The organism is Microbacterium sp. P03, from assembly GCF_043556235.1.
In the GTDB taxonomy this organism is placed as follows: domain Bacteria; phylum Actinomycetota; class Actinomycetes; order Actinomycetales; family Microbacteriaceae; genus Microbacterium.
Genome location: NZ_JBIGIM010000007.1, coordinates 1 through 26,188 on the forward strand (window position 1 = coordinate 1; position 26,188 = coordinate 26,188).

Annotated in this window: 20 protein-coding genes; 10 read left to right on the forward strand and 10 right to left on the reverse strand. The window is 65.7% G+C overall.

What is annotated here, in order from left to right; all coding sequences use genetic code 11:
- Window positions 1-222: 222 nt before the first annotated feature.
- Window positions 223-1,245 carry an acyltransferase family protein gene (locus ACFXOO_RS15060; protein WP_394563990.1) on the forward strand — a complete coding sequence of 341 codons (1,023 nt, stop codon included), beginning with the start codon at window positions 223-225 and terminating at the stop codon, window positions 1,243-1,245.
- The gene (locus ACFXOO_RS15065) at window positions 1,242-2,321 is read left to right on the forward strand and encodes an acyltransferase family protein (protein WP_378843840.1); all 1,080 of its coding nucleotides are present in this window, start codon (window positions 1,242-1,244) and stop codon (window positions 2,319-2,321) included. Before ACFXOO_RS15060 ends, ACFXOO_RS15065 begins: the two co-directional genes overlap by 4 nt.
- 4 nt (window positions 2,322-2,325) lie before the next feature.
- Here the strand turns inward: ACFXOO_RS15065 and ACFXOO_RS15070 are convergent, their stop codons facing one another.
- From ACFXOO_RS15070 to ACFXOO_RS15085, 4 genes are all read right to left on the reverse strand, one after another.
- The gene (locus tag ACFXOO_RS15070; protein WP_394563991.1) at window positions 2,326-3,603 is read right to left on the reverse strand and encodes a hypothetical protein; all 1,278 of its coding nucleotides are present in this window, start codon (window positions 3,601-3,603) and stop codon (window positions 2,326-2,328) included.
- Window positions 3,604-3,741: 138 nt separating this feature from the next.
- Complete coding sequence (locus ACFXOO_RS15075; RefSeq protein ID WP_394563992.1) at window positions 3,742-6,177, reverse strand: right-handed parallel beta-helix repeat-containing protein; 2,436 nt, start codon at window positions 6,175-6,177, stop codon at window positions 3,742-3,744.
- A 494-nt stretch (window positions 6,178-6,671) separates the two neighbouring features.
- Complete coding sequence (locus ACFXOO_RS15080) at window positions 6,672-8,045, reverse strand: glycosyltransferase family 39 protein (protein WP_378843834.1); 1,374 nt, start codon at window positions 8,043-8,045, stop codon at window positions 6,672-6,674.
- A gap of 173 nt (window positions 8,046-8,218) precedes the next feature.
- Entirely contained in the window at window positions 8,219-9,604 is a 1,386-nt protein-coding gene (locus ACFXOO_RS15085) for a polysaccharide biosynthesis tyrosine autokinase (protein ID WP_378843832.1), read from the reverse strand.
- Window positions 9,605-9,831: 227 nt separating this feature from the next.
- Here ACFXOO_RS15085 and ACFXOO_RS15090 point away from each other — a divergent pair, with 227 nt between their 5' ends.
- The 3 genes from ACFXOO_RS15090 to ACFXOO_RS15100 all read left to right on the forward strand — a co-directional run bounded on the left by ACFXOO_RS15090 (window position 9,832) and on the right by ACFXOO_RS15100 (window position 12,684).
- Window positions 9,832-10,473, forward strand: coding sequence for a hypothetical protein (locus tag ACFXOO_RS15090; protein WP_394563993.1), 642 nt, complete (start codon window positions 9,832-9,834; stop codon window positions 10,471-10,473).
- A gap of 192 nt (window positions 10,474-10,665) precedes the next feature.
- Window positions 10,666-11,811 carry a glycosyltransferase gene (locus tag ACFXOO_RS15095; RefSeq protein ID WP_394563994.1) on the forward strand — a complete coding sequence of 382 codons (1,146 nt, stop codon included), beginning with the start codon at window positions 10,666-10,668 and terminating at the stop codon, window positions 11,809-11,811.
- Window positions 11,812-11,862: 51 nt separating this feature from the next.
- Window positions 11,863-12,684 (forward strand): hypothetical protein, encoded by an 822-nt coding sequence (locus ACFXOO_RS15100; RefSeq protein WP_394563996.1) that lies wholly within the window; start codon window positions 11,863-11,865, stop codon window positions 12,682-12,684.
- 21 nt (window positions 12,685-12,705) lie between these two features.
- Here the strand turns inward: ACFXOO_RS15100 and ACFXOO_RS15105 are convergent, their stop codons facing one another.
- Window positions 12,706-13,851: a polysaccharide pyruvyl transferase family protein gene (locus tag ACFXOO_RS15105; RefSeq protein WP_394563997.1), complete on the reverse strand. Its 1,146-nt coding sequence runs from the start codon at window positions 13,849-13,851 to the stop codon at window positions 12,706-12,708.
- A 235-nt stretch (window positions 13,852-14,086) separates the two neighbouring features.
- Between ACFXOO_RS15105 and ACFXOO_RS15110 the strand changes: the two genes are divergently transcribed.
- A complete protein-coding gene (locus tag ACFXOO_RS15110) occupies window positions 14,087-15,379 on the forward strand; it encodes a lipopolysaccharide biosynthesis protein (RefSeq protein ID WP_378843823.1) in 1,293 nt (430 codons plus the stop codon).
- Window positions 15,380-15,465: 86 nt separating this feature from the next.
- On the opposite strand, the gene ACFXOO_RS15115 is transcribed toward ACFXOO_RS15110, so the two are convergent.
- From ACFXOO_RS15115 to ACFXOO_RS15125, 3 genes are all read right to left on the reverse strand, one after another.
- Window positions 15,466-16,635, reverse strand: coding sequence for a glycosyltransferase (locus tag ACFXOO_RS15115; protein WP_394564059.1), 1,170 nt, complete (start codon window positions 16,633-16,635; stop codon window positions 15,466-15,468).
- A gap of 68 nt (window positions 16,636-16,703) precedes the next feature.
- A complete protein-coding gene (locus ACFXOO_RS15120; protein ID WP_394563998.1) occupies window positions 16,704-18,266 on the reverse strand; it encodes a sugar transferase in 1,563 nt (520 codons plus the stop codon).
- 284 nt (window positions 18,267-18,550) lie between these two features.
- A complete protein-coding gene (locus tag ACFXOO_RS15125) occupies window positions 18,551-19,714 on the reverse strand; it encodes a polysaccharide deacetylase family protein (protein ID WP_394564000.1) in 1,164 nt (387 codons plus the stop codon).
- Window positions 19,715-19,874: 160 nt separating this feature from the next.
- Between ACFXOO_RS15125 and ACFXOO_RS15130 the strand changes: the two genes are divergently transcribed.
- Window positions 19,875-20,525 carry a hypothetical protein gene (locus tag ACFXOO_RS15130; protein WP_378843817.1) on the forward strand — a complete coding sequence of 217 codons (651 nt, stop codon included), beginning with the start codon at window positions 19,875-19,877 and terminating at the stop codon, window positions 20,523-20,525.
- A gap of 91 nt (window positions 20,526-20,616) precedes the next feature.
- Here ACFXOO_RS15130 and ACFXOO_RS15135 read toward each other — a convergent pair whose 3' ends face one another.
- Window positions 20,617-21,249, reverse strand: coding sequence for a TetR/AcrR family transcriptional regulator (locus tag ACFXOO_RS15135; RefSeq protein ID WP_378843815.1), 633 nt, complete (start codon window positions 21,247-21,249; stop codon window positions 20,617-20,619).
- Between the two features lie 99 nt (window positions 21,250-21,348).
- Between ACFXOO_RS15135 and ACFXOO_RS15140 the strand changes: the two genes are divergently transcribed.
- Window positions 21,349-22,848 carry an MFS transporter gene (locus ACFXOO_RS15140; RefSeq protein WP_378843813.1) on the forward strand — a complete coding sequence of 500 codons (1,500 nt, stop codon included), beginning with the start codon at window positions 21,349-21,351 and terminating at the stop codon, window positions 22,846-22,848.
- A 32-nt stretch (window positions 22,849-22,880) separates the two neighbouring features.
- Here ACFXOO_RS15140 and ACFXOO_RS15145 read toward each other — a convergent pair whose 3' ends face one another.
- Entirely contained in the window at window positions 22,881-23,753 is an 873-nt protein-coding gene (locus ACFXOO_RS15145; protein ID WP_378843811.1) for a helix-turn-helix transcriptional regulator, read from the reverse strand.
- Between the two features lie 101 nt (window positions 23,754-23,854).
- Between ACFXOO_RS15145 and ACFXOO_RS15150 the strand changes: the two genes are divergently transcribed.
- A complete protein-coding gene (locus ACFXOO_RS15150; protein WP_378843810.1) occupies window positions 23,855-25,132 on the forward strand; it encodes a multidrug effflux MFS transporter in 1,278 nt (425 codons plus the stop codon).
- Window positions 25,133-25,157: 25 nt separating this feature from the next.
- Complete coding sequence (locus tag ACFXOO_RS15155) at window positions 25,158-26,177, forward strand: zinc-dependent alcohol dehydrogenase family protein (protein ID WP_378843808.1); 1,020 nt, start codon at window positions 25,158-25,160, stop codon at window positions 26,175-26,177.
- Window positions 26,178-26,188: the final 11 nt, after the last annotated feature.

A 26,188-nucleotide genomic window follows, 5' to 3' on the forward strand; every position in this document is an offset into this window, starting at 1 on the left:
GGACCGATGCGACGGCTGCTCTGCAGGCGGCAGGATCGGTGGGTGTCTCGTCAACCGTCCCGACGTCGGCTGCGGCGTACCCCGTCAAGGTCACCTTCCCCGAGATCACGATCACCGACCCCACCATTCCGTGACACGATGCCCGAGGACAACGTCATTCGAAGGGTGCCTGGCGTGCCGGACCCTCCGGGTGCCCGTGCAGATCCGCGACGGAGAGAAGTGATGGTGCAGACCAACCGCTTCGAGTGGGTTGACGCTGGTCGCGGCATCGCGATCTCCTTGGTGGCGTTGTTCCACGCCACCAACTGGATGGCCGGCACGGGCCTCGACCTGTCGATGTGGGTGGACATCAACACGGTGGCATCCTCGTTGCGAATGCCCCTGTTCTTCGTGTTGTCGGGTCTCTTCGCAGCCAAATGGCTGATCGCTCCGTGGCGAGAACTGCTTCGTACCAAAGTGCTGCTCTTCATGTGGGTGCTCGTCATCTGGTCCATCATCGGGATGGCCGTGCAGCTCACCGGATTGCAGGCGGCTGGTCAGCAGGTGAACATCTTGGCCGGAATCCGGGACGTCTTCCTGGCGCCGGCGGATCCCCCCTTCGAGCTGTGGTTCATCTGGGCGCTCGCTCTGTTCTTCATCGTTGCCAAACTGTCGCGCACGGTGCCCGTCGCCGTTCAGCTGATCGCCGCGGGACTTCTCTCGGCGGGGGGTCTCACCATCTGGCTGACGACGACGACGGGGCTCACGGGCAGCGTCAAGTTCTACTTCTTCTTCATCGCCGGCCTCTACTTGAGGTCGGTCATCGTGGCCTTCTCTCGACGCTCCCCGTGGCTTCTCGCCGCGGTCTTCCTCGCGTGGGCTGCACTGTCGATTGCTCTGTTCGAGCTGGGTTTCCGCGCGCTGCCCGGCGTCTATTTCCTGAACTGCGTTGTGGGAGTGCTGGCTGGGATCGCCATCAGCCGCGCATTCAGCGGAGCGCGTCTCTTTCGCGGGCTCGGCCGGCAGACGCTTCCGATCTACCTCGCACACACCCCCATCGTCATTGCGATCTCGATCGTCTTCTTCTCCTTTCCTGGGCTGATCGATCTCGCCTCGCCCTTCACCTGGGCGGTGCCTCCCGTCGTCGCAGCCGTCGCGATCGCCTTGGCCGTAATGCTTCACCGCGCGGCCAGCAAGACGACGCCACTGAGCTACTTGTACCAGCCCCCCCGTGTTGCCGTTCGGGCTCTGGGAGGACGACCATGATGCGCAAATCATTGGAGGATGTCTTCGATCCGCGCCTCAATGCGCTGAACGCCGTGCGACTCCTCCTCGCGGCGGGGGTGCTTCTTCGCCATTCCTTCACCATGCTGGGAACATCCACGGGGATCGTCCCTCTCGAGACGATCATGCGCAGTGCCTTCGTCGACGGGTTCTTTGCGATCTCGGGCTACCTGATCGTCAGCAGTTGGATCCGCCGCCCGGACTGGCGTGCCTATGCGCGTGCTCGCTGCCTCAGGATCCTCCCTGCGTTCTGGGTCTGTCTGGGCGTCACAGCGCTGATCTTGTCCCCGCTTCACGCGCTCATCACCGGACACCCCATGTCGCCGCAGTTCTGGGCCGACTCGCTGGGCTATATCTGGCGCAACTGGTTCCTGTGGATATTCCAGGAGGGTATCGACGGCACCCCCACGGGGGCTGCGCCGGCCGAGTCCGGTGTATGGAATGGTTCGCTGTGGACGCTGGCGTGGGAGTTCATCTGCTACATCGCCGTCCTCGCACTCGGGCTCATCGGTCTCCTCAACCGCCGAGCGGTGGTTGCGTCTCTCTTCGTCATCTCTCTCCTTACCCTCGTCGTCGTGAAGCCCCTCTTCCCTGAGCTGTACCTTCTCCACCACGCTGCGCGATTCGGGACCATGTTCCTGGCCGGGGCTGTACTTTACGTATTCCGCACGAAGCTCCCCGCGTCTCCATGGCTCGTCTTGTTGAGCGCCTGTCTCGTCGTGCTGAGTGGCTGGCTGCCTGACTACCGGCTGGTTGCAGCGCTTCCGCTCGCGTATCTCTGCATCGTGGGGGGTGCGCTCATCAAAGTGCCGGCGCTCCGATTGCGCAACGACATCTCGTACGGCACATACATCTACGGATATCCCGCCCAGCAGATGCTCATTGGTTTGGGTCTTGCCGGCGCGGGCGTCGCGGGATTCTTCTTGATGTCGGTCGCGGCGGTCATTCCGCTCGCCGTCGCAAGCTGGTTCCTTATCGAACGGCCGGCCCAGAAGCTGCGCTTCTCAGGTCAACGTACCCGGGACACAGTCTCGGTTACGCCTGGACGGCCCGGCTGAGCTTTCAGCGACGCATCGACGGGTAGGAATGGACGCCCACCGTGGCATCCGCGCCTTGCTGTAACTGATCCCTCGCCCGCAGCCCGGCGGGGGTAGTTTCGGTGATCGCAATGGCTGCCAGAGCGATCGTCAGTGTGACGAACTTCATGGAGCTCGAGGCAGGGCTGAATAGAAGGTCCCAGAAGAATCGCACGGAAAGGTAGGCGAGCAACGCCGTGAGGCCGGCGGAGCGCAACCGGTGTTCCAGGCCCCAGACCACGGTGGTGACCATGACTACGCAGGCGGCGAGGCCCGCCAACCCGAACCAGATCCAGAAGTCGCCGAGCATCGAGTGCACCTCGATTCCGCTGCCGAACATGAATCGCTCCACGTAGCCGTTGTTGGGGTCGTACCCGATCTGCTGCATCGCGGTCTTGGCTGCAGTCACATCGCCGCCCGTCGGAAGCGTGCCTGAGCCGAGACCGAGCGGGTATTCGCGAATGATGGCGAACGAGGCGGATGCTTCTGGCCGACCCCCGAGTAGCAGACTTCCGCTCGTCGCTATCTGCGCGGCGGTCTTGTCCTGCGAGACCTCCCCGAAGTACCCCTCGAGGAGGCTGAACTGTGCGAGTTGGAAGAAGCCGGCGGCAACAAGAATCAAGCCGATGATGTTACCGGCGCGACGCCGACCCTTGGACACAGCCCGGGAAAATCGCTGCCACAGCAGGATGGCCGCCGCGAGGAAGAGCATCGCTGAGTTCGAACGCGAGTCGTTGACAAGTCCGATCACTCCCAGGCCTACGAGCGCGAGCAGTTGGGGGGCGAGACGCGGACGCATCGACAGGATCGCAAGTACCAGCACGGCGATCGGGAGCGAGTAAGTGAACCGCCAAGCGTTCGAGCCCGAGACCGGCTCCAAGAAGATGCCCCCCACCATGCCAGCTCCGTACGAGATCGCGGTCCATGGAGTGCCGATGTGTGCACGGGCGAAGAGCAGAACAGCGATCCCGCCAATCAGAGCGACGACCATTGCTGAGTGAGAGATTGCGAGAGACATGCTCGTGTCATGTGTGGCGGAGCTGAACGATGTCAGAGCTACTCCCGCGCCTAACGAGACAGCGAGCAGGATGAGGAGGGTCGGGATGGTGCGGAAGCGTCGGATAGTGGGAATGAGCGCGGGCAGAAGCGCAATCCCCACCAGCCCGGCGACGGGAGCGAAGGGAACGGCGTTGATGCGGGCGCCGAGAATGACGCAGAGCACCACGGAGACAGCGGCTTCGATAGTGATCGGCCGGTCGAGCACACTGAGCGTGCGGGGTGTCTGCACACTTGATTTTGTCAGACGATGACCCGCGCCTTGCACTCTGCCCGCCGGCCACGGCCTCGCGGACACGAGAACGGGGGACGGGCTCCAGACCCGTCCCCCGTTCTCAGACCAACGCTATTGCCCCGAGCCGAGTTTTTTGGTTCCCGTTGCCCAGCCCAGCAGGCTCGCAACCTCGGCAGAGAGAGGGACGGCGATAGCAGCGTTGGCCTGGGCGTCGGCGGCCATCTGAGCGACACTCTTCGCTGAACTCGTCATCGCGTTCGTCCAGGTGGACCCCTTCGCGGCAGCGAGTGCAGCGGGAGTGTTGTAGACCTCGAGCGACTTATTGTCACCCTTGCCCCACGCGACCATTGTGGGTCCACCGGCCGCCTTGTTGTTGAAGAGATTGCCCTTGATCACGACGTTCCAGGTGTCCACGGCGCGATTCGTCGAGCCATCCAGGGCATTGACGGAGATGCGTCCAGGCGACCCGAACACGTTGTTGGAGACCGTGATGTTCTTGACGAGCCATGTCATCGCCGGGTCGTTCTTACCGACACGGGGATCCCAGCCGGTCGAGGCGGTCGCTGGGCGACGCGCATCCTGCTTCAGGCTGATGCCGTTGTAGACCCCGCCCCCGAAGTCGCTGTTCAAGATCTGCACGTCGGACGTGTTCATCACAATGACGCCAGTGCCTCCACCGATCGTCTGGTTACCCGCCAGAATCGCCTTGGCGGAGATCTCGAGCTGGATCCCGGTAGTGGTGTTGTAGTTGGACGTGGACCGCGTGACCTTCACGTTGTAGCAGGATTCGTCGAACCAGATGCCGGAGCCGGTGTTGCTGCTGGTGTCGACGTTGTCGATGACCACGTCGCGTGACCGCGTGATCTTCACTCCGCCGGCGACCGGCGCGTCCTTGAACTTCTCGACGTTGTTGCCGGTGATCACGGAATTGCGAAGGATGAGGCGATACGCCGCATTTGCACCGAACCCCATCATCCCGTTCCGCTGAGAGGTGACCCGATCGACGAGGGTGTCGTTGTTCCCCACAGACAAACCGATCATCGCATTGTCGACGATGACGAGATTGCGTACGGTCGCGTTCGTGTTCTGCATGCGCACGGCTCCGCTCGATCCGTGCGTCGTGGCGTACCGCCGAACGCCGAACCCCTGCAGGGTGGTGGACTTAGCCATGACGTTGAACGCCTGATTCAAATTGCTCGCCCGCACGCTCTTTCCCGACGGATTGGTACCCAAGATGAGGCGCTTGTTCGTGTAGTCAACGGCGAACGTACCTGCCGTCACTTGCGACGCTGATGCCACCTGTCGCTGCGCGACGCCGTCGATGAAGAGCTGATCGGGGTGTCCGGCCATCGGGTATGAGGGACTCACGAACCGCGAAGCCATGCCACTCATGTCGCTGGCGAACTGTGGGGTCCAGTTCGCAGCCACCCACACCTTGCCGGATGCGGCCCAGTTGGTCACCGGCACCGACCCGTCGAACCAGACCGCCTCGTTGGGGTACGCCTGAACCGTGAGGTTCTTGCCCGCGGGGATCGACACCGACTCGTTGTAAGTACCGCCCCGGATGACAATGGTCGATCCGGCGGCAGCGGCGTCGACGGCCTTCTGCACACTCTTGAACGGCGTACCGATGGCTCCGTTCTGGGTGGCTTGCGTCGAGGTGTTCTTCACGAACAACGCCCCTGAAGGGACGGCGTAGGCAGCGCTTCCCACCGCAAGCGAGCCCCGCCCCGTCGCCGTGGCGACGGGTGTGGTCGCGATCGGTGCAGGGTCAGTCGGGGTCGGGGTCGGGGTCGGGGTCGGAGTCGGCGTCGGGGTCGGAGTCTGGGTGGGGGTTGCGACCGGCGTCGAGGTCGACAGCGCGGCGGCACCGTTCGTGACGGTCAGGTTGTCGAGGGACAGCGTCGTATCACCCGAGCCGCCTGAGGCAAAGCCCCACCATCCGACTCGCCCTCCCGAGGAGATGCGCCCGGCCCCCGCGTCAGTGACACTCAGCTGCGGCGTCGCGGCAACGGCACCGGCGGGCGTGAGGCTGGCGCGGATGACGACGGGCGACTGCCCGGTGATGGAGAAGGACAGGGTCTGCCAACCCGCGTTCTTGATGCTCGAGGCGAGCTTCACGACTCCGATCGACGTCTCTGTCTTGCCGTTCAGGCGCGAGACGGCAAGAAACGGTACTCCGGCTGAGTTCAGCTCGACACGGGCGCGATAGTGCGAGCCATCGGCCTGGTACCGAAGGATCGTGGCGTAATAGGCGCTGCCGGCGAGCGCATCGAGGCGGAGGGTGACGTCCGAGCGGACATCGGCCGCGGTCGCGTCGCCGAGGAGGACGGATCCGCTCTCATTGGGCTTCAAGGTGAACTTCGCTACCCCGCCAGCGACGGTCATCGCTCCCGGCTGGTATGTCCCCCGATACTCTCCGCCGACCGTTGCCGTGCCCCATCCCGTCGTCATCGTCCGGTCGAAAGCATCGTTGACCACGACGGACGAGGCGCCGAACGCGGCTTGCCCGACGAGCGCAGAGGCGACGACGGCGAGAGCGGCCACTCCTGCACCGACGGCTCGCCACCTCCGTCGTGAAGGCGGAACCGAAGTCACTCGCGAGCGCCGTCGTCTACCGACGGGATCAGCGGTCGGTATCGCGGGGATGTCTCCATGAGACCGGGCGAGCGGAGTATGAGCGGAAGTCATCGGAGATCCTTCGAATCGTGTGCGAGCAGAAAGCCCTTGACGGGGTTGTGGCCCAACATTCCGGCCTCGGAGACGGCCCGACCAGGGCCAAAGGTCCCGAAGCGCCGTCTGAGAGCGCGCTCGCGAGGGGAACAGATGGTCACGTGGAGTCGTCTCCGGGAGTCGGCGAGGTCCAAGCGAACACGGCGCACGTCAGTGCGCAGGCGCGACGAAACATCGGGTCGGCGGGGAATGAGAGGCTCATCGGGTTGAGCGTCGGTGGTGAAAGCCAACCTACCTAAGGGTAAATAGTTTCCCGAGCCAGATGAGATGAATCTCACGTCGCGGTAACACCGCGGACTCATGCGTATTCAGTCTGATCTGGTGTATTCGATGACGAGAGTGGATGGACCGTTCCAGACGACCTCTGCCTCGAATCCCAGCTTCGCGAACAGTTCGCTGCTCTCCGCCCGCACTGCGGGAAGGGATTTCTGGTTGAAGATCGCCCACACACGCGTCTGGGCGGACAGCGGCGTGGCAGCGCTGTCTATCGGGCGGGAGAACCCGTCCAATGTGGCGGTCTCAGCACCCGTACGCTCCAGCGTGAGGTCGGTCAATCCGCCGAAAAACCCCGGGTAAGAGGCCGCTATTCGCCGCGTCGTCATCTCGACGACGTCGCGCTGATCGGGGTACCGAGGAGCGAAGTACACACCGTCGCCTTCGATCCTGTTCTGCGCGATGATGCCTGCGACAGCAGACCAGTCGCTCCCTGACTTGGCGAAGGGGGTCCGCTGCGAGACGAAGATCACAGCGATGCTCATCGCGTAGAGGACCACCCCGACCACTGTGTACCAGCGACGTCCGGCAGCCCGTAGGCCCATGGCGATGAGGAGAGCCGCCGCCGGCGCCGTGAAAGTGAAGTACCGCGGCTGGTAGATGGGTGACACGGCGACGGCGTAGGCGCCGATCGCGGCGGTCGGCAGGATGATCCAGGGAATGGCGGTAGCGAGGACACGGCGTTTGTCATCGCCCGGTGCCGCCGGCCTGACCATCGCGATGAGCATCGCTGCGATTCCGACGGCCGCGGCAAGCAGCGCCGCGCCTTGCCACGCGACCGTGAACCACATTGCCGAGGCATCCGGGTCGGGGGTCTCCCCGAGGAAGAATTGATTCACGAGGATCTTACGCACGATACTCGGCAAGCTGCGGTCCCCGTTCCCGCCCAATTGCCCCTGCTGAGACCTGACGAGCAGGAGCAGCGGGATACTGAGGACTCCGGCGGCGGCTGCCGCGGCGATGTAGCCGACGATGGCAAACCTGTCGCGTCGGGCGAGCAGCACCACGGTGACGGCGTGGGCTGCGACGAGCGTGACCAGGTACACGTTCAGGCCGATCCCCACGACTGCCGTGGCGGTGTAAGCCACCCATGGGGCCACTCGCCGTCGCGCGAGCGCCACGGCGAGGAAGTAGGTCGCCCATATCGCAGCGAGCGCCGAGAAGATGAACGGCCTTGCCTCGATACCTCCCCAGGTCAGACGCGGAAGGGTCATGCTGACAATCGCCGCAACGAGGGCAGTCCGCGGTGTCGTCATCACGCGCGCGAGTAGGTACACCCCCACTGCAACTCCGCCGCCCGCCAAGGCGCTCGGAAGCCGCAGCGAGAAAGGGGAGGCGCCGAAGAGGTCGACCCACACGCTCATCACTGCGTAGTACAGGGCGTGCACCGCGTCGATGCGTTGGATCAAATCCCAGAGTTCACTGAGAGATCGGGTTGCGGCCGATATCGTGACGGCTTCATCTGTCCAGATCGACACGCTCGGCGACATGACAGCCGCGAGAGCGGTTGCCGTGACGAACAGTATCGCGGACGTCAACCAGGTGGAGCGTCGCGTCGAGCCTTCCATCGCACGCTCGACCGTCACGTCGATGACGTTGCAGGGGGCAGGCCGAAGGGGCGCTTCTTCTCCTCTGCCCGATAGTAGGGACTGGTGTTCTTGACACGCTTGACACCGTTCAGGACAATTCCGAGGATGGGGACCCGAGTGGTTTCGAACGCCGTGATCGTGCGGAGGATCATGTCCCGTTTGGTCACACGTGATCGCGCCACCAGGACGATGCCATCCACGACCGGAGCAAGGAGGAGAGGATCGCTGACGGCGAGTACGGGAGCGCTGTCGAAGATGACGTAGTCGTACGACGCACGCACTGTCTCGATGAACTCGACCAAGTGGTCAGAGGTGAGCAGTTGTCCCGGGTTCGGCGGGAGCACTCCGCTCGTGAGGATGTGCAGACCGTCGTTGCCCCAAATCTGAACGGCATCGGCGATGCTCACGTCACCCAGGAGAACAGTGGTGAGGCCGACTGAGCCTTCGAGCTGCGTATACGTGGCCACTGATGCGCGTCGCAGATCCGCATCGACGAGGAGCACTTTCGCCCCCTGTTCGGCCATGATCTGGGCAATGGACACACCGATGGACGACTTGCCCTCACCCGACGTTCCGGAGGTGATCAAAAGCACCTTCGACTTGCCGTCGACGTCAGCGAAGCGCAGGTTCGCGACGATGCTTCGCAGCGACTCTGCGGCCGAGCCCGTGGGATCGGCGCGGATCAGGGCGGGAAGAGGCCTACTCCCGGGTGTTTGCGAGACGTCACCCAGGATCGGCGTATCGGTCAGAGCGGTGATGTCGCCGGCATTGGTCAGTCGAGTAGCGAGGAGTCGCCTCAAGAGAGCGAAAACCACTCCGGCGATCAGCCCCGCGATCGCACCTGCGATGGTGAGCAGGCGGACGTTGGGCGAAACCGGGAACTGCGACAACTTGGCAGGGGAGATCGTCTCTATGCGTACCGCTGACTGCTCCTCGGCGTTTTGGGGCGAGAGCCCCTGGACGGCGGAGGCCAATTCGCTCGCGACAGCATCCGCCACATCCCGTGCGAGTGCGGGGTCGCGGCTCACGACGGCGATATTGAGCACGACCGTGTTGAGCGGGGACTCGACCGTGATCGTTCCGGCCAAGGATGACGCAGAAGTGTTCAGCCCGAGATCCTCGATGACGGGATTCAACACCGTCGGTGATGTGGCGACGACAGCGTAGGTCTGCACGAGGTTGGCGACGTAGTTCGAGCCCTGAACCAACTCGTTCGTGTTGTCGCCACGGGCGGGGATCACGATCACGGTCGATTCGGAGCGGAAGATCTCGGGTTGCAATTGCGAGTAGCCGTACCCCGCGATGGCTCCGAGCAGTGCGAGCGCGACGACAACCACCCAGTGCTTCTTCAGGGAGACCAGGTAATCGCGTAAGGTCACGGCTTCTCGATTCGCGTACGGCGTTGAGTGCGGCCCGAAGATCGCGCCACCCCCCCATTCTGTCTGGTCAGGGATGGAATCGATGGCAGCGCCTGCCACGCAGTCGCTGCGTGGCTCCGTGTCGACGGCCGGGATCGTATCGGTCGCTGGTGTCGAACGGTTCTGATGCCGGTGCCCTTCATGTCGGCTGGTAGGGTCGGACAGAGTCTTTTGGGGAGGCCGAAACCGTGGCGGTTCATCGTGTCCTTCTCGTGTGCGAGCAGAACGTTTGTCGTTCGCCGTACCTCGCGGCCGTCGTGAACTCCCTCCTGGCCGGTGACGACAGGCACACCTTCGTCGTGGCGAGTCGTGGCACCACTGTGACTGCGGGGGCGGAGATCTGCTCGGTCGCAGAGAGGAACCTGCGAGGACACGGCATCTCGGTGGGCGTCGAACACGGATCCACGGCACTCGAGCAGGAGGACGTCGTGCGTGCCGACCTCATTCTCACAGCCACCGAGAGGCAGCGATCCGCGATCGCCCTGCTCAGCCCGGGTGCCCGTGTGCGCGCCTACACCGTCCGCGAGGCGATCCTGCTTTCCGAGCGGGAGTTGGGCGCGGACGAGCTCGCACGAGTGCGCGTCGCGTCCCGCCGGTCCTCGTTGCGCGAATTCGCCAGCGCCATCAACGCCCGACGAGGGACTCTGGACCTCCCCGGAGCCACTGTGCGTCCACGACTTGGGGGTAGAAGGGCGGCGCCCGACTCGCCGCTCGACATCCCGGACCATCATCGAACCGGCGGGCAGAGTCATCGCCGGCTATTCGACGAAATGTACGCCGATGCCGGCGTCCTCGCCGCGCGCATCAAGTATGTGCTCGAGACTCCCTGACTGAAGATCTCGGAGTGATCCAGCGAATGCTCAGCGTCTTGTAACGCGCTCGCCATACGTCGCGTTGTCGCGCAGCACGGGAACCGCTATCGTAAGTCGTGGGGATTCGCGCCTACTGGGGTTTGCGCGATGTGTCAGGTGAGGTCATTTCGATCTTCGCCATTCCCCGTCGACAGTGTCTTGGGGGGCACCTTGGATATCACGATCGTTGTGCCCACTTTCAATGAGGCACCGAACATCGCCGAACTGGTTCGCAGAGTGACGCTCGCCACGGCGGGACTCGACGCGGAGATGATTTTCGTCGACGACAGCAAAGACCACACGCCAGAGGTCATCCGGCAGGTCGCGTCAGCCGCATCCTTGCCGGTCAGGCTCATACACAGGGACGAGCCGGCCGGCGGACTGGGCGGAGCGGTCCTGGAGGGTATCGCTGCGGCGGAGGCGGATCACTGCCTCGTCATGGACGGTGACCTGCAGCATCCTCCGGAGAAGATTCCCGAGATGCTCGCTCGTGCGCGACGCCAAGACGTCGATGTCGTCGTGGCATCGCGGTACATGGGGGACGGGACAGCGGGGGGTCTTGCGGACCGATCACGAGTCCTCGTGTCGCGGGCATCCACTCTCGTGACGCGCGCGATGTTCCCGATCAGGCTCAAGGATGTTTCCGACCCTATGACGGGGTTCTTCCTCGTTGATCGTCGCGGTCTCGACATCGAGCAGCTTCAACCGCGAGGCTTCAAGATTCTGCTCGAAATTTTGGCGCGCAAGACGCTGCGCGTGGCGGAGATCCCGTTCCAGTTCGCCGACCGTCACGGTGGCGAGTCGAAGGCATCGTTCCGACAAGGACTGCACTTCCTCGTCCAGCTCGCATCGCTTCGCTTCGGCAAGATGTCGGGTTTCGCCATCATCGGCGGAGTGGGCGCGCTTGCCAATATCGCGATCGTGTGGGCATTGACCGCCGTCGGGGTGAACTACATCGTCGCCGCCATCATCGCGGCCGAGCTCACGATCATCGCCAATTTCCTGCTGATCGAGCGTTTCGTCTTCGATGACATGCGCGGCCAGGCGTCGGGCGTGGGCTCCAGATTCGCGAAGTCCTTCTCGTTCAACAACGCTGAAGCGCTTGTGCGCATCCCCATCATGGCTCTCATGGTCAGCAGTGGTCACGTCTCGAGTGTCATCGCGACAGCCATCACCTTGGCTGTGGCCTTCTTCGTTCGGTTCTTGTTCCACTCTCTCGTTGTCTACGCTCCTCGACGTGCGAGTGCAACACCGAGTCGTGCTCGTGAGATCATCCAGGAGTTGGACCGTCAGTCCGTGGCTCCCGGAGAGCTCTAAATCATTGATCGCGTGACGACAGCGAGCGTCACGTCTGCGAGGAGAATGCGCGTGCGAATCAAAACACGCGGTTTCGGCGTCAAGCGCGCGAGCCGCCGAGTGGCCGAAAGGGTCGACACGGTCTTCGGGCGTTCACTGCGCATGATGTCGCTTCGCGGCCCGAAGCGGACCGTCGGTGTCGTCGGAATCTATCGGGAGGCGCAGCCGATCGCCGCGCTTGTCGAGGAGCTGTCGTCATCCCGGCACGACGTGGTTTTTCGGCTCGGCGCCATGGGGGACATCGCCACGGAACTGCGAGACGAGACGTCGCATGCGCATCTGACAGCAGGCAAGTTTCAGAATCTGAACGTCCTGACGGAATCGCTGGCCGACGTCGACTGGCTTCTGATCATCGATGACGACGTCATCGTGCCGCGGCACTTTCTGGATCAGGCCATCGAACTGTGCGAGCGCCTCGACCTGTCGCTCGCGCAGCCTGCTCAGACACGACTGAGCAACGCGAACTGGCCGCTGACGAAGCGCCGGTTCCTCACCATTGCCCGAGATACACAATTCGTCGAGATCGGCCCAGTCACGCTGATCCGCGCCGACGCGATGCGTAAGCTCCTTCCCTTTCCCACCGACCTCCGGTACGGCTGGGGCCTCGACTTCGAGTGGGCGCAGGTGATGACCGATTTCAAGATGCGAATGGGAGTGATCGACTCGTTGGCAGTCATACACGCGAGCCGAGCGGTCGCGAGCACATACTCGTGGGACGCAGCGCAGAAGGAGGGCCAGGAGTACCTTCGCGGTGTGCCGCACCTCCCGAAGGACGTGGCCGAGGGGAATGGGCTGCGGTTCCACCGGACGATTCCACGCCCTGTCACTCGGTGAACGCTCCCGGCACGACGGGTTTCAGATGACGTCGGCCGCGTGAAGGGTCGCCTCGAAAGCCGCGATGACTGCGTCGCGATTCGCGTTCCGCGAGTGAGGTAGCCGGCGCCCGAGCAGCTCCTCGACGGCCGCGCGGAGGGTGTCATCCTCGACTTCGCGGAGAGTCGGCGGTTCAGGCAGGACCGCGAAGGCATCTCGTGTCTTGCCCACACCGGGGACGAGGACCGGCGTCCCGAACGATGCGGCGACGATCGCCGCGTGCATGCTCGTCGTGAACACCGCACCGGCTCCGGCAAGGACCGCGGTGATGTCATCCGCGGGCAGGTCGTGGAGTGTCGGGATGGCGAACTCGGCGGCGGCAGCGCTCAGCAGCCGGTCCTCTCCTGCATATGAACCCAACGACAATGTCACCATGGGTATGCCCTTCAGCCCGCTCAACACCTTCTTCACGCGATCGAGCGGCCAGCCGTGGAACTGAGCCGCGTGGAAGACGAGTGGCGCATCAGAGAGTCCCGCATGCTGATGGAAGATCGCCTCTCCTCGATCGCGGACGCGGTCTGCGATTTCGAAGTCGGGCATCGCGAAGATCATGTCGGGCGCAACGACGATCCGATCGCGGGCGACTCCCGCACCCGCCAAGCGGTCTGCGCCGTTGTGGGTCCGGACCCACGCGGCACGGTAGTTCGCGACAGCTTTCTGGGCCGCAGAGTCCGCGGGGACGGTGTGGACGCCCGCGGAGATGAGGACTGACGGGCCTGTGCTAATCCACGGCTCGGCGGGCGCCCATGCTCCGGGTCCGTTGAGGAAGTGGCGTGCACCGAACCAGCGCGCGCGAAGGCGATTGATCCTCTTGCCGCGGTCCGCACTCGGTACTGAAAGGTGGTCCATCGCGACCGTCCGATTGTCGAAACGCAGCAGATCTCCCCCGCCCACGAGCGCGACATCCGCATCGCTATCGCGGACCTTGTCCAGCGGCAGGATCGCCTCGCCCGCGGAAGTGCTTCCCGGCACGGGGCAGTAGTGCGAGAGCTGAGCGGGGACACCGAGGATGTCCAAGAGCGACGCGAGCGCACCAGGGTAGAGCTTGTCTCCCCAATTGGGCATCGAGAATGCCCCGATGTGAGCGATGGCCAGCGGCCTTGAGGACGTTCGGGCCGATGTGTTCACTCCGAAATATTACCAGTGCGGCTGATGCGGCCATGTGCCCGGCCGGCCGCTCCCACGCTTGCCGCTTCGAGCTAGGTGTGAATCGTCACGCTGATTTCGTGTGGCCGTCGATTCATGAGAAATTGGTGTGGGGGGAATGGGGATTCCATTGGCTTTGGAAGAGCAAGTACACCCGACGGCAGCTTCGACACGCCGCGGCCTACTGAAGTCCGTCGGCGGCAGTGCGGCGGCTCGCATGATGGTGCTGCCTATCAGCGCGATTCTCGGAATCGTGGTCACCCGCCTCATCATCGACAACTACGGCGAGGCTTCTTACGCCCAGTACATGCTCCTCGTCGGGATCGTCTCGCTGATCCCCTTTGCGGACCTCGGGATCTCAGCGGCGATCATGAATGCGGTTGCTGAGGCCAAAGACCCTCGCACCGATGCCAACCTCCGCGGCACGTTGATCACTTCGATGAGGATCCTGGCGGGGTCGGCCACGACGCTGGCCGTCATCGCCGCGATCCTCACCCTGACAGGATCTTGGTCGACCCTTCTCGGCGAGGGGCTCGACGGGCAGACAGGTGAGCTGGCGGCCGGCCTCTGCATCATGGCGCTTGCACTCGCCATGCTCATCGGGTTCGGTCAACGTATCCTGATCGGCCTGCACCTGAACTTCGTCGCGATCCTTGTCGGCGGCCTGCAGACTCCCATGGTGCTGCTGACGCTTCTCGGCGCCATCGCCATCGGAGTCGATATCGGTCCTTTCGTCGCGGTCATCTCCTACGCCGGGCTCACCGTGACGGGCGCGATCATGCTGTTCCTCGCCAACCGCCGCATTCGCCCGATCCTGGGAGAGGCTTTCCGGGACGCCTGGCGTGTGTTCAGCGTTCGTGGTGGTCGGGTGTTTGACACAGCATGGCCGATGCTCATTCAGATGGTTGCGCTGCCTCTCGCCATGCAGTCCAACCGCCTGATCCTGAGCCACACGTCAGGCGTGACGGAATTGTCCACGTACTCGCTCGCCTCGCAGATGTTCAATCCGATCTTCTCGGTATCCGTCGCCGCCAGCATGGCTCTGTGGCCCGTCTTCGCGCGAGCACGAAAGACGGGGATCTCCGAGGTGTCGCCCGTCAAGCTGTCGCTCATCTTCGCTTCGTTCGCACTCGTCGCTGTGACCGCGATGTCGTTCGCATCACCGCTCCTGGCGCAGCTCGCCTCAGGTGGGGTCATTCAGCTCCCGATCGCACTGGTGATCGCATTCGCGGTGCTGATGGTGGCCCAGGCCGCCAAGAGCCCGCTGGGGATGTATATGACCGACGCGCGAGGACTGCGGTTCCAGGCATATATGGCTCTGGCGATGCTCCCGGTTAACGTGGGTCTCTCTGTGCTGTTGGCGATCCAGTGGGGAGCTGTGGGTCCCGTGATCGGGTCGATCATCGGCGTGCTGCTCTTCCAGCTGTTCGCGAACTGGATCTACGTCCGACGCGATCAACGACGTCGCGCCGCCAGCGAGGACGTGGTCGGTACCTCAACGCTCGTCTGACCGAGTGCCCTCGCCCGTTCGGCCGGAAGCCGATGAGGGCGTCCTTCGAGGAGGCGACACTACGACGACCTCGCGGGTGGTCGCGCTCACGTGTGGGCGGAGGGCGCCGCGCTGCGGCCATCCCACTCACCGTCTGCGCGGCGCGCTCTCCGGCCTGTTGCATGAATCGAGCGACGATCGGCCAGCCGTGCGGCCAGGTCCTCGTAGGCGTCGGCCACGGTGTCCCACCGGAAGACATCCCGCGCGCGGGAGCGGGCGCTCGCGCCCAGTTCGGCAGCACGCTCGCGATCGGCCTCGACGGCGGCGAAGTGCCCCGTGACGTCGCGGGTCGAGTCGAAGAACCAGGCCTGATCGTCGAGCGTCTCGCGGTTGAAGGCGACGTCGTATGCGATCACGGCCGTGCCGGCGCCCATGGCCCGCAGGAGCGACGGGTTCGTTCCGCCGACGGAGTGCCCGTGGACGTAGGTGAAGGCGTGGAAATACAGGGCGTCGAGGAGGTCCTGGTCGTACACACCCCCGAGGAAACGGATCCGTGGATCGTCGGCGGCCGCCGCGCGGATCGCCTGCGTGTAGTCGGCGCTGTACGGAGCGGAGCCCACCACGACGAGCGGCATGTGCGCATCGCTGTGCCGGTAGCCCTCGACGATCTCGAGAACGTGATTCTCCGGCTCGAAACGCGCCACGACGAGGTGGAACCCGTTCGGTTCCAGACCCAGCTCGCGCACACCCTCTTCGGGCGCTGACTCGAGGATCGGAGCACCGTAGCGGATCATCTCGGTGGGGACGTTGAACTGGTGACTGTAGTAATCGGCGATACCCGGGGCATCCGCGATCAGAGCGTCCGCCTTTCGCACGCCGAACTCCTCGGCCCATCGGTAGTAGGCCTTGCCTCTGGCGCCCCACTTGGAACGCCGCCACTCCAGACCGTCCATGTGGAGAGCGACGGGGATGCGCCGGGCGCGCAGCAGCGGAAGGAAGGGAGAATTCGCCGCATTGAAGACGAACGCGACGTCGGGTTTGCGACCCGCCATCGCGTGCACGACGGAGAACCCGGTGTGGCTGAGCGTTTCGACCTGCTTCTGAGGCACGGCGGGAAGATGCACGACCTCCATGCCGAGGTACGTCTTCGCCTTCGACTCGGACCCGCGGGTGTACACGATCACGCGATGTCCCCGCTCGGCGAGCCGCTTTCCCACTTCTTCGATGGCGGTCTCGAATCCGCCGTACGCTGCCGGCACGCCACGGGTGCCGACCATGGCGATCGTCAGCGGCGCGATCGAAGCGGGGTGGTCGTCAGAATCCTGGCGGTCCGTGTGCACGATCTTCAGTAAGCCCCACTCGGTTGAATCATGACCTTGGCGGTGCGCCACATGATCATGAGGTCGTTCATCACCGACCAGTTCTCAACGTAGCGGAGGTCGAGCCCCACGCTCTCATCCCACGACAGGTCGCTGCGACCACTGACCTGCCAGAGGCCCGTGATGCCCGGCTTGATGTACAGGCGGCGGAAGACCGTGCCGTCGTACTCGCTGACCTCTTTCGGAAGCGGCGGTCGCGGACCGACGACGCTCATGTCGCCGACGAGCACGTTCCAGAACTGGGGGAGCTCGTCGAGCGAGTACTTGCGCAGGACGCGGCCGACACGGGTGACCCGCGGGTCGGACTTCATCTTGAACAGCAGACCGGAACCTTGGTTCTCGGCCTGAAGGTCTGCGAGCCGCGCTTCGGCGTCCGTTCCCATCGAGCGGAACTTCACCATGCGGAAGATGGTGCCGTCTCGCCCGATGCGCTCCTGACGGAAGAACACCGGACCGCGCGAGTCCGTCTTGATCAGGATCGCGAGCACGGGCAGCAGCGGCGAGAGCATCAGGATCGCGAATCCGGCGACGAGGATGTCGAGGGCGCGCTTGAGCACGTGCTGACCGCCCGCGAAGGTCGGGATCGCGACGCGGATCAGGGGGAGGCCCTCCACCTGGCGCAGCGAGATGCGCGGCCCCGCGACATCCGCCAGCCGACTGGAGAGGACCATCTCGGCAGCGGTGCCCTCGAGCTGCCAGCTGAGCTGCTTGATGTAGTCGGGATCGTTGTCCGGCTTGCTGGCCACGATGATCGTGTCGGCGCTGAGCACGTTCGCCACCTTGGCGACCGTGTTGGCCGTGCCCACGTTGTCGTACGTGATGCCACCGACCGTCACGGCGGCCGCATCGTTGTCGTCGTCTTCGAGTGTGGCGCCGACGACCATGTACCCGGCGAGGTGGTTGCGCTGGAGCGTGTCGATCACGTACTCGACGTCTTCACGATGCCCGACGACGAGTGCCCGCGAGATGTAGTTGCCGAAGCGGCGCTGGCCGAGCAGCCACTTGCGCCACGCCCAGCGACCCGCGAGCAGGGCGACCAGTCCGACGGGCAGAGCGAACAGGAGCTGCACACGGATGCCCTGCCACTGGAACAGGACGAAGGCGATCGCCAAGATGCCGAAGGCGAGGCCGGTGGCGTGCGCGACGCGCTTGTACTCGGTGCTGCCCGATCCGATGATGTCGGCGCTCCGCGTGTGGAACAGCCCGAGCACGATCAGCCACGTCAGGGCGGACACGAGGGGGACACGCGCGAGGATCGCGGGGTCCGCCGCCAGCAGATCAGGAGCCAGCAATTGAAGCTGACCGACGGTGGTGAGCGCGGTGACCGCGAACACGATCACGACGTCCGTGATCGCCAGACGCGTGCGGTACATCTTCTCCCACCGGCGGCGACGCTCGAGCGTCGGCGTCGAGCGCGGCGTGACCACGGTGCGCGGTACGGCCACGTCGGACCGCGGTGCGGCGACCGGCGAGAAGATGCCCGGCAGCGCGATAGACGTGCTGCGCAACGAATCGTCGACGGCAGTCATCGTGCACCATCAAAATGAGCGCACGAAAAATCGGTTCCCCAGAAACCCATTGTTCTTATTCCCCAGTCGGGCTGAGCCCGTGACACGCGAAGGATATTGATCCTGTTCCGACCCCATATCGGAACATTGCCCCAGCAAGATCTCCGTAGAACGGGATCCTTCGCTGCTACCTACTGTAGCGGGAGATTCCGTGGCTGCAAACGGTGCACGTTAACAGTTCGTTTCATCTTGTTCACCGAAAGTTGTCCGCCGACACGGTTTTCCGGCTGTTGCGTGCACCGCCGCTAACCGATCATGCCGATCAGCGCGTCGACGCCCATGCCGTAGTTGATGCGCTGCACCGGCAGTGCGAGCTTGTCGGTGCCGATCGAGACGTAGCCCGGCTCGATCGTGCGGGCCATCTCGAAGCCGGCCTGGGCGACGCCCTTCTTCGACGTGTCGTTGAAGTGCCCGAACGGATAGGCGATGACCTCTTTGACGCCGAGGACGGACGCCGAGGTCTCGAGGTCAGCGGCGATCTGATCGGCGGGCAGATTCACCATCTCGCCCTTGCCGTTCGCGCCCGCCTTGTGCATGTCGTGGGTGTGCGAGCGCTGCAGCACGTAGATGTTGGGCGCCGGGTCCTGCCGGTAGGCGGTGATCATGAACGATGTCGTAAGCAGCTTGTACTTGTCGACGACCGGCGCCGCGAGATCGAACCACGTCTGGTCGGCATCGTCATCGGTGATGATCACCGAGTGATTGGGCAGGTAGAGCTTGCCGTCGATGAAATCGCCGAGCTCGCGCCACGTCGGCAGGTAGAAGCCTCCGGTCGCGATGTGGTTCATCTGCGCGTCGAAATCGCCGATAAAGGCGTAGTTGCCCCGCAGCCAGCCGCTCTCGCCCTCGGGCTTGGTCGTGAACTGGTGGTACATCAGGATCGGGACCTTCGCCTTCTCGGCGACGTTCTCTTCGGGCGACTTCCACGCACCCGTGAGGGTGATCTGACGATCGGTGCACGCGACGGCGCGCGAACCGTTGACGCGCTGCGTGATGGTGAAGGCCGCGGCATCCGCCGGCGTCGTGTACCAGCCCGCGAATACCGCCCCCTCGCGAGCGGGCGAAGGAAGATGCGCGTACAGCGTCCCCTGCGTCTCGAGCACCGGGGTGTCGGAGATGCCGTCGCCGGCGAACGACACGGCGCAGACGTTCGGGTCGTCCACGCGCGCGAGCAGAAGCTCGGCGTCACTGCGCGGCGTGAACTCCGGGTCGGGCGTCGGCGTCGCGACGGGCGATGCCGGAGCGGATGCCGCGGCCGGCGTCGGGCTCTGCATCAGCGTCGGCACCCAGACGAAGGCGCCGACGACCAGCAGGACCATCGCCGCCGCCGAAGCGAGGACGGCGAACAGGCGCCGACGTCGCCGGGCCCGAAGCGAGGGACCCCGTCGCTGTCGTCGCGATTCGCTCATGCCCGGCCTCCGTCGGTCCTCCCCGCCATCTCTGCGGTCCGCTCCGATCATAAACGTCCAAGACGGCCCTCCCCGGTCCACAGTGTGGTAGGAGACGCGCCGCGACACAACGGAGCCGCGCGGCGAGAAGGGGTGGGTCGCGGCCGGTTAGCCTGGGACCATGGCGACGACGCGTGCGACTCTGGTGCTGATCATCGCGGGTGTTCTCGCACTCGCCGGATGCACGGCGGCACCCGACGCCTCGCCGACGAGGTCCCCGTCGGCGGGGGTGTCCGCGACGGCGACGCGCGTGCCGACGTCGGCCGCGCCGCAGGCCGGAGCGTCGGCCTCACCCGAAGCAGGCGCCACCACGGCGCCGCAGCCCGCCCCCGAGCCGGGATCGCCCGAAGAGGCGGCCAGCGCCTGCGCCCCCATCCAGGCCGCGGTCGAGCCGTACATCGGCGGTCTGACCCTGCGCGAAGGCAGCGGAGCAGTGGAGTCGGGGCAGTCCTGCGGATGGCAGACCGGGGGAGAGACGGATGCCGCGGCCCCGCGCGCCGTCGAGGTCATCGTGTCGTCCGATACGTCCGAGCAGCTCAGCCCCGACGATCTCGCCTCCGCGGGGTTGGACGAGGTGCCGGATGCCGCGATCGAGGCCGCCGGCGGCACCGCTTACACGACCGAGGTGCCGGAGGGCGAGGCATCCGTCATCATCACCATCGTGTCGATGCCGGATCGTCAGATCAGCATCACGGGCGGGAACTGGGACGGGTACCCCGTGCTCGACGGACCTGCCGCGGTCGCCGTCGCGAAGACCCTGCTCGGCATCTGACGCGCCGGCGGCGCGTCGAGAACAGGCGCGAGGCCGCAGACGGGCGGATGCGCGGGAGACGTCCTGTCTTCGGCAGATCTCCGGTGCGCGGTCAGGCGGTGGCGCTCTCTGCGCGCACGCCGGCGGCGGGCAGGATGACGTCGTCGATCGTCGCGACGAGGAAGTCGCGCGTAACCGGTTCGCCGAGCATGAGGACCCGGTAGGCCATCATGGCGGGGCCGATCATGCAGAGGGTCTCGAGGTCGGCGTCGGCGTCGACCTCGCCGCGGGCGATCGCGCGGCGGAAGATGATGCGATTCGCGGCGGCGCGCGGCTCGACGAGGGCCTCGCGGGCGGCGGAAGCCATCTCGGGCGAGCGCGCGATCATCGACACGATGCCGGCCATCACCTTGAGCTTGCGCTGGCTGTCTTTCATGCTCGGCGACTTGATCATCGCGACCAGGTCGCCGCGCAGCGTGCCGGTGTCGGGCGGCGAGGTGAAGTCGGCGCCCCCGGACTTCATGCAGGCCACGGCCTCCAGCACCAGTTCGGGCTTGGACGCCCACCGGCGGTAGAGCGTCGCCTTGCCGGCCTTGGCGCGGGCGGCCACCATCTCGATCGTCATGCCGTCGTACCCGGTCTCGGCGAGGACGTCGAGCGCAGCATCCAGGATCTCGGGATCGCGCGTGTGATCGCGTTTGCGTCCGAGCCGAGGTTTGTCGTCGATGAGGTCGGTCTGCGTCATCGCGGCCACCTCCCTTTCGCTCCCGAGGAACGTTACCAGCGGGTAAATTCCTGAACCATGTAGATCCGGAACTCAAGAGTACCGTATATAGTCATCGTCATGTCTTCTTCACCCACCCTCGCGACGGACAATCGTCGCTGGATCACGCTCGTCGTGGTCGGGCTCGCCCAGCTGATGGTCGTTCTCGACGCGACCGTCGTCAACATCGCCCTTCCCTCCGCGCAGGCCGATCTCGGATTCTCGGACGGTCAGCGCCAGTGGATCATCACCGCTTACTCACTCGCTTTCGCGAGTCTGCTGCTGCTCGGTGGCCGGCTCTCCGACCTCCTCGGGCGCAAGCGCACGTTCATCATCGGCCTGATCGGATTCGCGATCGCCTCGGCTCTCGGGGGCGCCGCCGGCTCGTTCGAACTGCTGGTCGCGGCCCGTGCCCTGCAGGGCGTTTTCGGGGCCCTTCTCGCTCCCACGGCGCTCGCCGTGCTCACCACGACCTTCACGATCCCGAAGGAGCGCGCCCGCGCGTTCGGCGTCTTCGGCGCGATCGCCGGGGCCGGCGGCGCAGTCGGACTGCTGCTCGGTGGCGTCCTCACGGAGGCTCTCGACTGGCGCTGGAACCTGTACATCAACGTCGTCATCGCCGCCTTCGCCCTGATCGGCGCCATGATCTACGTTCCGCACATCACGCGCACCGGTCCGCGACCCAAGCTCGACGTGCCGGGAACCCTGCTCATCTCGGGCGCGCTCTTCGGCCTGGTGTACGGGTTCTCGAACGCCGAGACCGACGGCTGGGATTCACCGCTCACGTGGGGGATGCTCGCGGCCGCGGCCGTGCTGCTCGTCGGGTTCGTGCTGTGGCAGCGCCGTGCGGAGCATCCGCTGCTGCCGCTGTCGATCGTCCTCGATCGCAACCGCGGCGCCGCGTACCTCTCGGTGATGATCGCCGGCGCCGGCATGTTCGGCATCTTCCTGTTCGTGACCTATTACCTGCAGCTCACGCTCGGCTACTCGCCGATCCAGACCGGGCTGTCCTTCCTGCCCATGATCGGGATGCTGGTGCTCGCCGCTCAGCTCGGGACGAACATCTTCGTGCCGCGCTTCGGTCCGAAGATCCTGGTGCCGGTCGGCATGCTGCTCGGCGTCAGCGGGATGATCTGGCTCACGTTCCTCGACGCGTCGAGCACGTACGCCGCGAACGTCATGCCGCCGCTCATGCTGATCGGCTTCGCGATGGGCACGATCATGCCCGCCTCGATGCAGACCGCGACCCTCGGCGTCGACCGTCAGTTCGCCGGCGTCGCGTCGGCGATGGTCAACACGAGCCAGCAGGTCGGCGGCTCGATCGGCACCGCGTTGCTGAACACGCTGGCGGCCACCGCCGCCGCGGACTACCTCGCGTCGCACACGCCGGTCACCCCGGAGGTCGGCGTGCAGGCGGCGATAGCCAGCTACGCCACCGCCTACTGGTGGGGCGCCGGGTTCTTCGCGCTCGGCGCCGTCGTCTCGGCACTCCTCTTCCGCCGGCGCGGGCACGGGCTCTCGCTCTCGCACACGCCGTCGGAGGCGACCGAAGCCCCGACCGAGCCGGTCATCGCGCACTGAGGTCTCGGTGCCCTCGCCTGACGCGGACGCCGTCAGGCCCGCGCTGTCGTCTCGTGGGCGGCGGCCCACGAGGCCAGCAGCCGCAATCGCTCGGCCGACGGTGAGCCCGGTTCGGCGGTGTAGATCATCAGGACGTGCCCGGGCTCGGCGGTGATGGACAGCTCTTCATAGGCGAGGATCACTTCGCCGACCACTGGATGCTGGAAGCGTTTGGTGCCGGAGCCGTGGGTTCGCACGTTGTGCGCCGCCCACAGTGTGCGGAAGACATCGCTGCGGGTCGACAGCTCTCCGACGAGGTCCTGCAGCCCCTTGTCGTGCGGATCGCGGCCCGCCTCGGCGCGCATGATCGCGACGCACATCTCGGCGAAGAGGTCCCAGTCGGGGTAGAACTCCCGTGAGGCCGGATCGAGGAACTGGAACCGCGCGAGATTGGGGACGCGGCCGCCGTCGCCGATGAGCGGCGAATAGAACGCACGTCCGAGCTCGTTGGTCGCCAGGATCTCCTGACGCGGATTGCGGACGAAGGCGACGCCGTCGGTGATCGAGCTCAGGGCCCACTGCAGGCTGAGGCGGGAGGCGGCGGGCTTGCCCGCACGTCGCCGCGACCGCCCCGACGTCGGGATGCCGTCGGCCGCACGGGCGAGATCGAGCAGATGCGCGTGCTCGGTGTCGTCCAGCTGCAGTGCGCGCGCGACGGCATCGATGACAGACGCGGACGCCCCGGCGATCGCTCCGCGCTCGAGCTTGGCGTAGTACTCGACGCTGACTCCGGCGAGGCTCGCCACCTCGCTGCGGCGCAGGCCGTCGACGCGGCGGTTCGGGCCCGCGGTCAGACCCGCAGCGTCCGGAGTCACCCGCGCTCGCCGCGTCATGAGGAACTCGCGCACCTCGGCTCGATTGTCCATGCCTCGAGCGTAGGACGGCAGCCGCCCATGAGGGATGCCCTGCCGGTACACCTCTCCGCAGGGACTCCCTGCGCGGGCGCGGGGCGCGCACAGTGGGTGTCATGCCTACGAAATCGACGCCGCGCTCGCGGCCGACGCTCGGCCGGCCGCTCCCCACGCTCCTGCTGCTGCTCACCGTGTTCGGGCCCATCTCGATGGACCTCTATCTGCCCGCGCTCCCGCAGCTCGCGATCGATCTCGGGGCGATGACGTCCGTCGCCCAGCTGACCGTCACCGCGTGCCTGATCGGCCTCGCCGCCGGTCAGCTGATCGCCGGACCGATGTCGGACCGATTCGGCCGGCGCGGCATCCTTCTCGTCGGCATCGTCGCCTACCTTGCAGCCTCGGTGCTGTGCGCGCTGAGTCCGACGATCGAGCTCCTCGTGCTCGCCCGCGTCGTACAAGGACTCGCCGGCGGTGTCGGCATCGTCATCGCCCAGGCAGCGGGCCGCGACATCCACTCCGGCGGAGCGCTCATCCGCTTCTACGGGCGACTTACCGTCGTCGGCGGGCTCGCCGCGATCGTGGGCCCGCTCCTGGGCGGGGTGCTCAGCACGGCGACCGACTGGCGAGGACTCTTCTTCTTCCTCGCGATGGTCGGTGCCGGCATCCTGATCATCACCCTGGGAGTGTTTCGAGAGACGCTGCCCGTCGAGGACCGCACGTCGGGCGGACTCGCGCACACGCTCAGCGATTTCCGCGTGCTGCTGCAGGACCGGGTGTTCGTGGGGGCGATCCTCAACCAGGGCTTCCTCTATGCCGCGCTCTTCGCCTATCTCTCCGGCTCGACGTTCGTCCTGCAGGACATCTACGGCCTCTCGCCGCTGGGCTACGCCCTGGCATTCGGGGTGAATTCCGCCGGGTTCATGGTGTGCGGATTCCTCGCCGGCCGGTCGGCCGAGAAGTGGAGCGTGCGCGGGACGCTGGCCGTGGGGATCGCGGTGGCGTCCCTGGGCGGTGTGGGCCTCCTCGCATCCGGTCTCACCGAGATGCCGCTCTGGGTCGTGATCGTGTCGCTGTTCGCCCTGGCGAGCGGCGTGGCCGTCTCATCGCCGCCCGCGACCACGCTCGCGCTGGTGGATTACCCGAAGATGGCCGGCACCGCGTCCTCCCTTCTGGGAATGGTGCGCTTCGGCTTCGGCGGGGTGGCCGCGCCGTTGGTGGGCGTCGCCGGCGCCACGAGCATCCTGCCTCTCGGTGTCGTCACGACCGTCGCCGTGATCCTCGCCTCCGCGGCGTTCGTGATCCTCGTGCGCCGCCGTCCCGTCGACGCCCTCGATGCGCTGCCGAGCGCAGCATCCGAAGACCAGACCCCCGCCGTACGGCTACCCACCAGCTGAACAGCACAACGAAGGAGACACCCACATGCGTGGAGTCATCATGCACGCCCCCGGAGACGTCCGCGTAGAAGACCGCGACGACCCGACGATCATCGAGCCGACGGACGCGATCATCCGCCTCTCCGCGACCTGCATCTGCGGCTCCGACCTCTGGCCCTACCGCGGCGCGGAGCCCGCAGACCACATCCCGATGGGCCACGAGTACGTGGGCGTGGTGACCGAGATCGGGGCGGAGGTCTCGACGGTGTCCGTCGGCGACTTCGTCGTCGGATCGTTCTTCGCCTCTGACAACACGTGCGAGATCTGCCAGGCGGGCTATCAGTCTCGCTGCGTGCACGCCGAGGTCATGGGTGCGGTCGGCACGCAGTCCGAGTTCGCGCGCATCCCGCTGGCCGACGGAACGCTCGTCGCGACCCCCGGTCAGCCCGACGCCGACCTCATCCCATCCCTTCTCGCGGCATCCGATGTGCTCGGCACCGGCTGGTTCGCGGCGGTCGCGGCCGAGGCGGGACCTGGCAAGACCGTGGCTGTGGTGGGAGACGGTGCGGTGGGGCTGCTCGCCATCCTCGCGGCGAAGCAGCTGGGCGCCGAGCGCATTATCGCGATGTCACGTCACGCCGACCGGCAGGCCCTCGCACGGCAGTTCGGCGCCACGGACATCGTCGAGGAGCGCGGCGACGACGGCGTGGCCCGGATCAAGGAGCTCACGAACGGCCTCGGCGCGCACTCCGTGATCGAGGCGGTCGGCACGCAGGAGTCGATGATGCAGGCCATCCACGCGACACGGCCGGGCGGGCACGTGGGATACGTCGGCGTCTCGCACGACGTGTCTCTCGACGGGCTCGAGCTGTTCTTCTCGGGTGTCCACCTTCACGGCGGGCCCGCGCCGGTGCGCCGCTTCCTTCCCGAGCTGATCCAGCTCATCTGGGACCGCGCGATCGACCCGGGAACGGTGTTCGACCTCACGCTCCCGCTCGAAGACGCTGCCGAGGGCTACAAGGCGATGGACGAGCGTCGTGCCACGAAAGTCCTGCTCACCGTCTGACCCGTGCTCAC

What these genes read in the sequence shown, in the direction of transcription:
- ACFXOO_RS15135 (WP_378843815.1), bottom strand. Translation starts at nt 21,249, where the DNA reads ATGACGCAGACCGACCTCATCGACGACAAACCTCGGCTCGGACGCAAA.
- ACFXOO_RS15065 (WP_378843840.1), top strand. Translation starts at nt 1,242, where the DNA reads ATGATGCGCAAATCATTGGAGGATGTCTTCGATCCGCGCCTCAATGCG.
- ACFXOO_RS15120 (WP_394563998.1), bottom strand. Translation starts at nt 18,266, where the DNA reads ATGACTGCCGTCGACGATTCGTTGCGCAGCACGTCTATCGCGCTGCCG.
- ACFXOO_RS15150 (WP_378843810.1), top strand. Translation starts at nt 23,855, where the DNA reads ATGCCTACGAAATCGACGCCGCGCTCGCGGCCGACGCTCGGCCGGCCG.
- ACFXOO_RS15140 (WP_378843813.1), top strand. Translation starts at nt 21,349, where the DNA reads ATGTCTTCTTCACCCACCCTCGCGACGGACAATCGTCGCTGGATCACG.
- ACFXOO_RS15110 (WP_378843823.1), top strand. Translation starts at nt 14,087, where the DNA reads ATGATGGTGCTGCCTATCAGCGCGATTCTCGGAATCGTGGTCACCCGC.
- ACFXOO_RS15115 (WP_394564059.1), bottom strand. Translation starts at nt 16,635, where the DNA reads ATGGTCGGCACCCGTGGCGTGCCGGCAGCGTACGGCGGATTCGAGACC.
- ACFXOO_RS15060 (WP_394563990.1), top strand. Translation starts at nt 223, where the DNA reads ATGGTGCAGACCAACCGCTTCGAGTGGGTTGACGCTGGTCGCGGCATC.
- ACFXOO_RS15155 (WP_378843808.1), top strand. Translation starts at nt 25,158, where the DNA reads ATGCGTGGAGTCATCATGCACGCCCCCGGAGACGTCCGCGTAGAAGAC.
- ACFXOO_RS15130 (WP_378843817.1), top strand. Translation starts at nt 19,875, where the DNA reads ATGGCGACGACGCGTGCGACTCTGGTGCTGATCATCGCGGGTGTTCTC.
- ACFXOO_RS15125 (WP_394564000.1), bottom strand. Translation starts at nt 19,714, where the DNA reads ATGAGCGAATCGCGACGACAGCGACGGGGTCCCTCGCTTCGGGCCCGG.
- ACFXOO_RS15145 (WP_378843811.1), bottom strand. Translation starts at nt 23,753, where the DNA reads ATGGACAATCGAGCCGAGGTGCGCGAGTTCCTCATGACGCGGCGAGCG.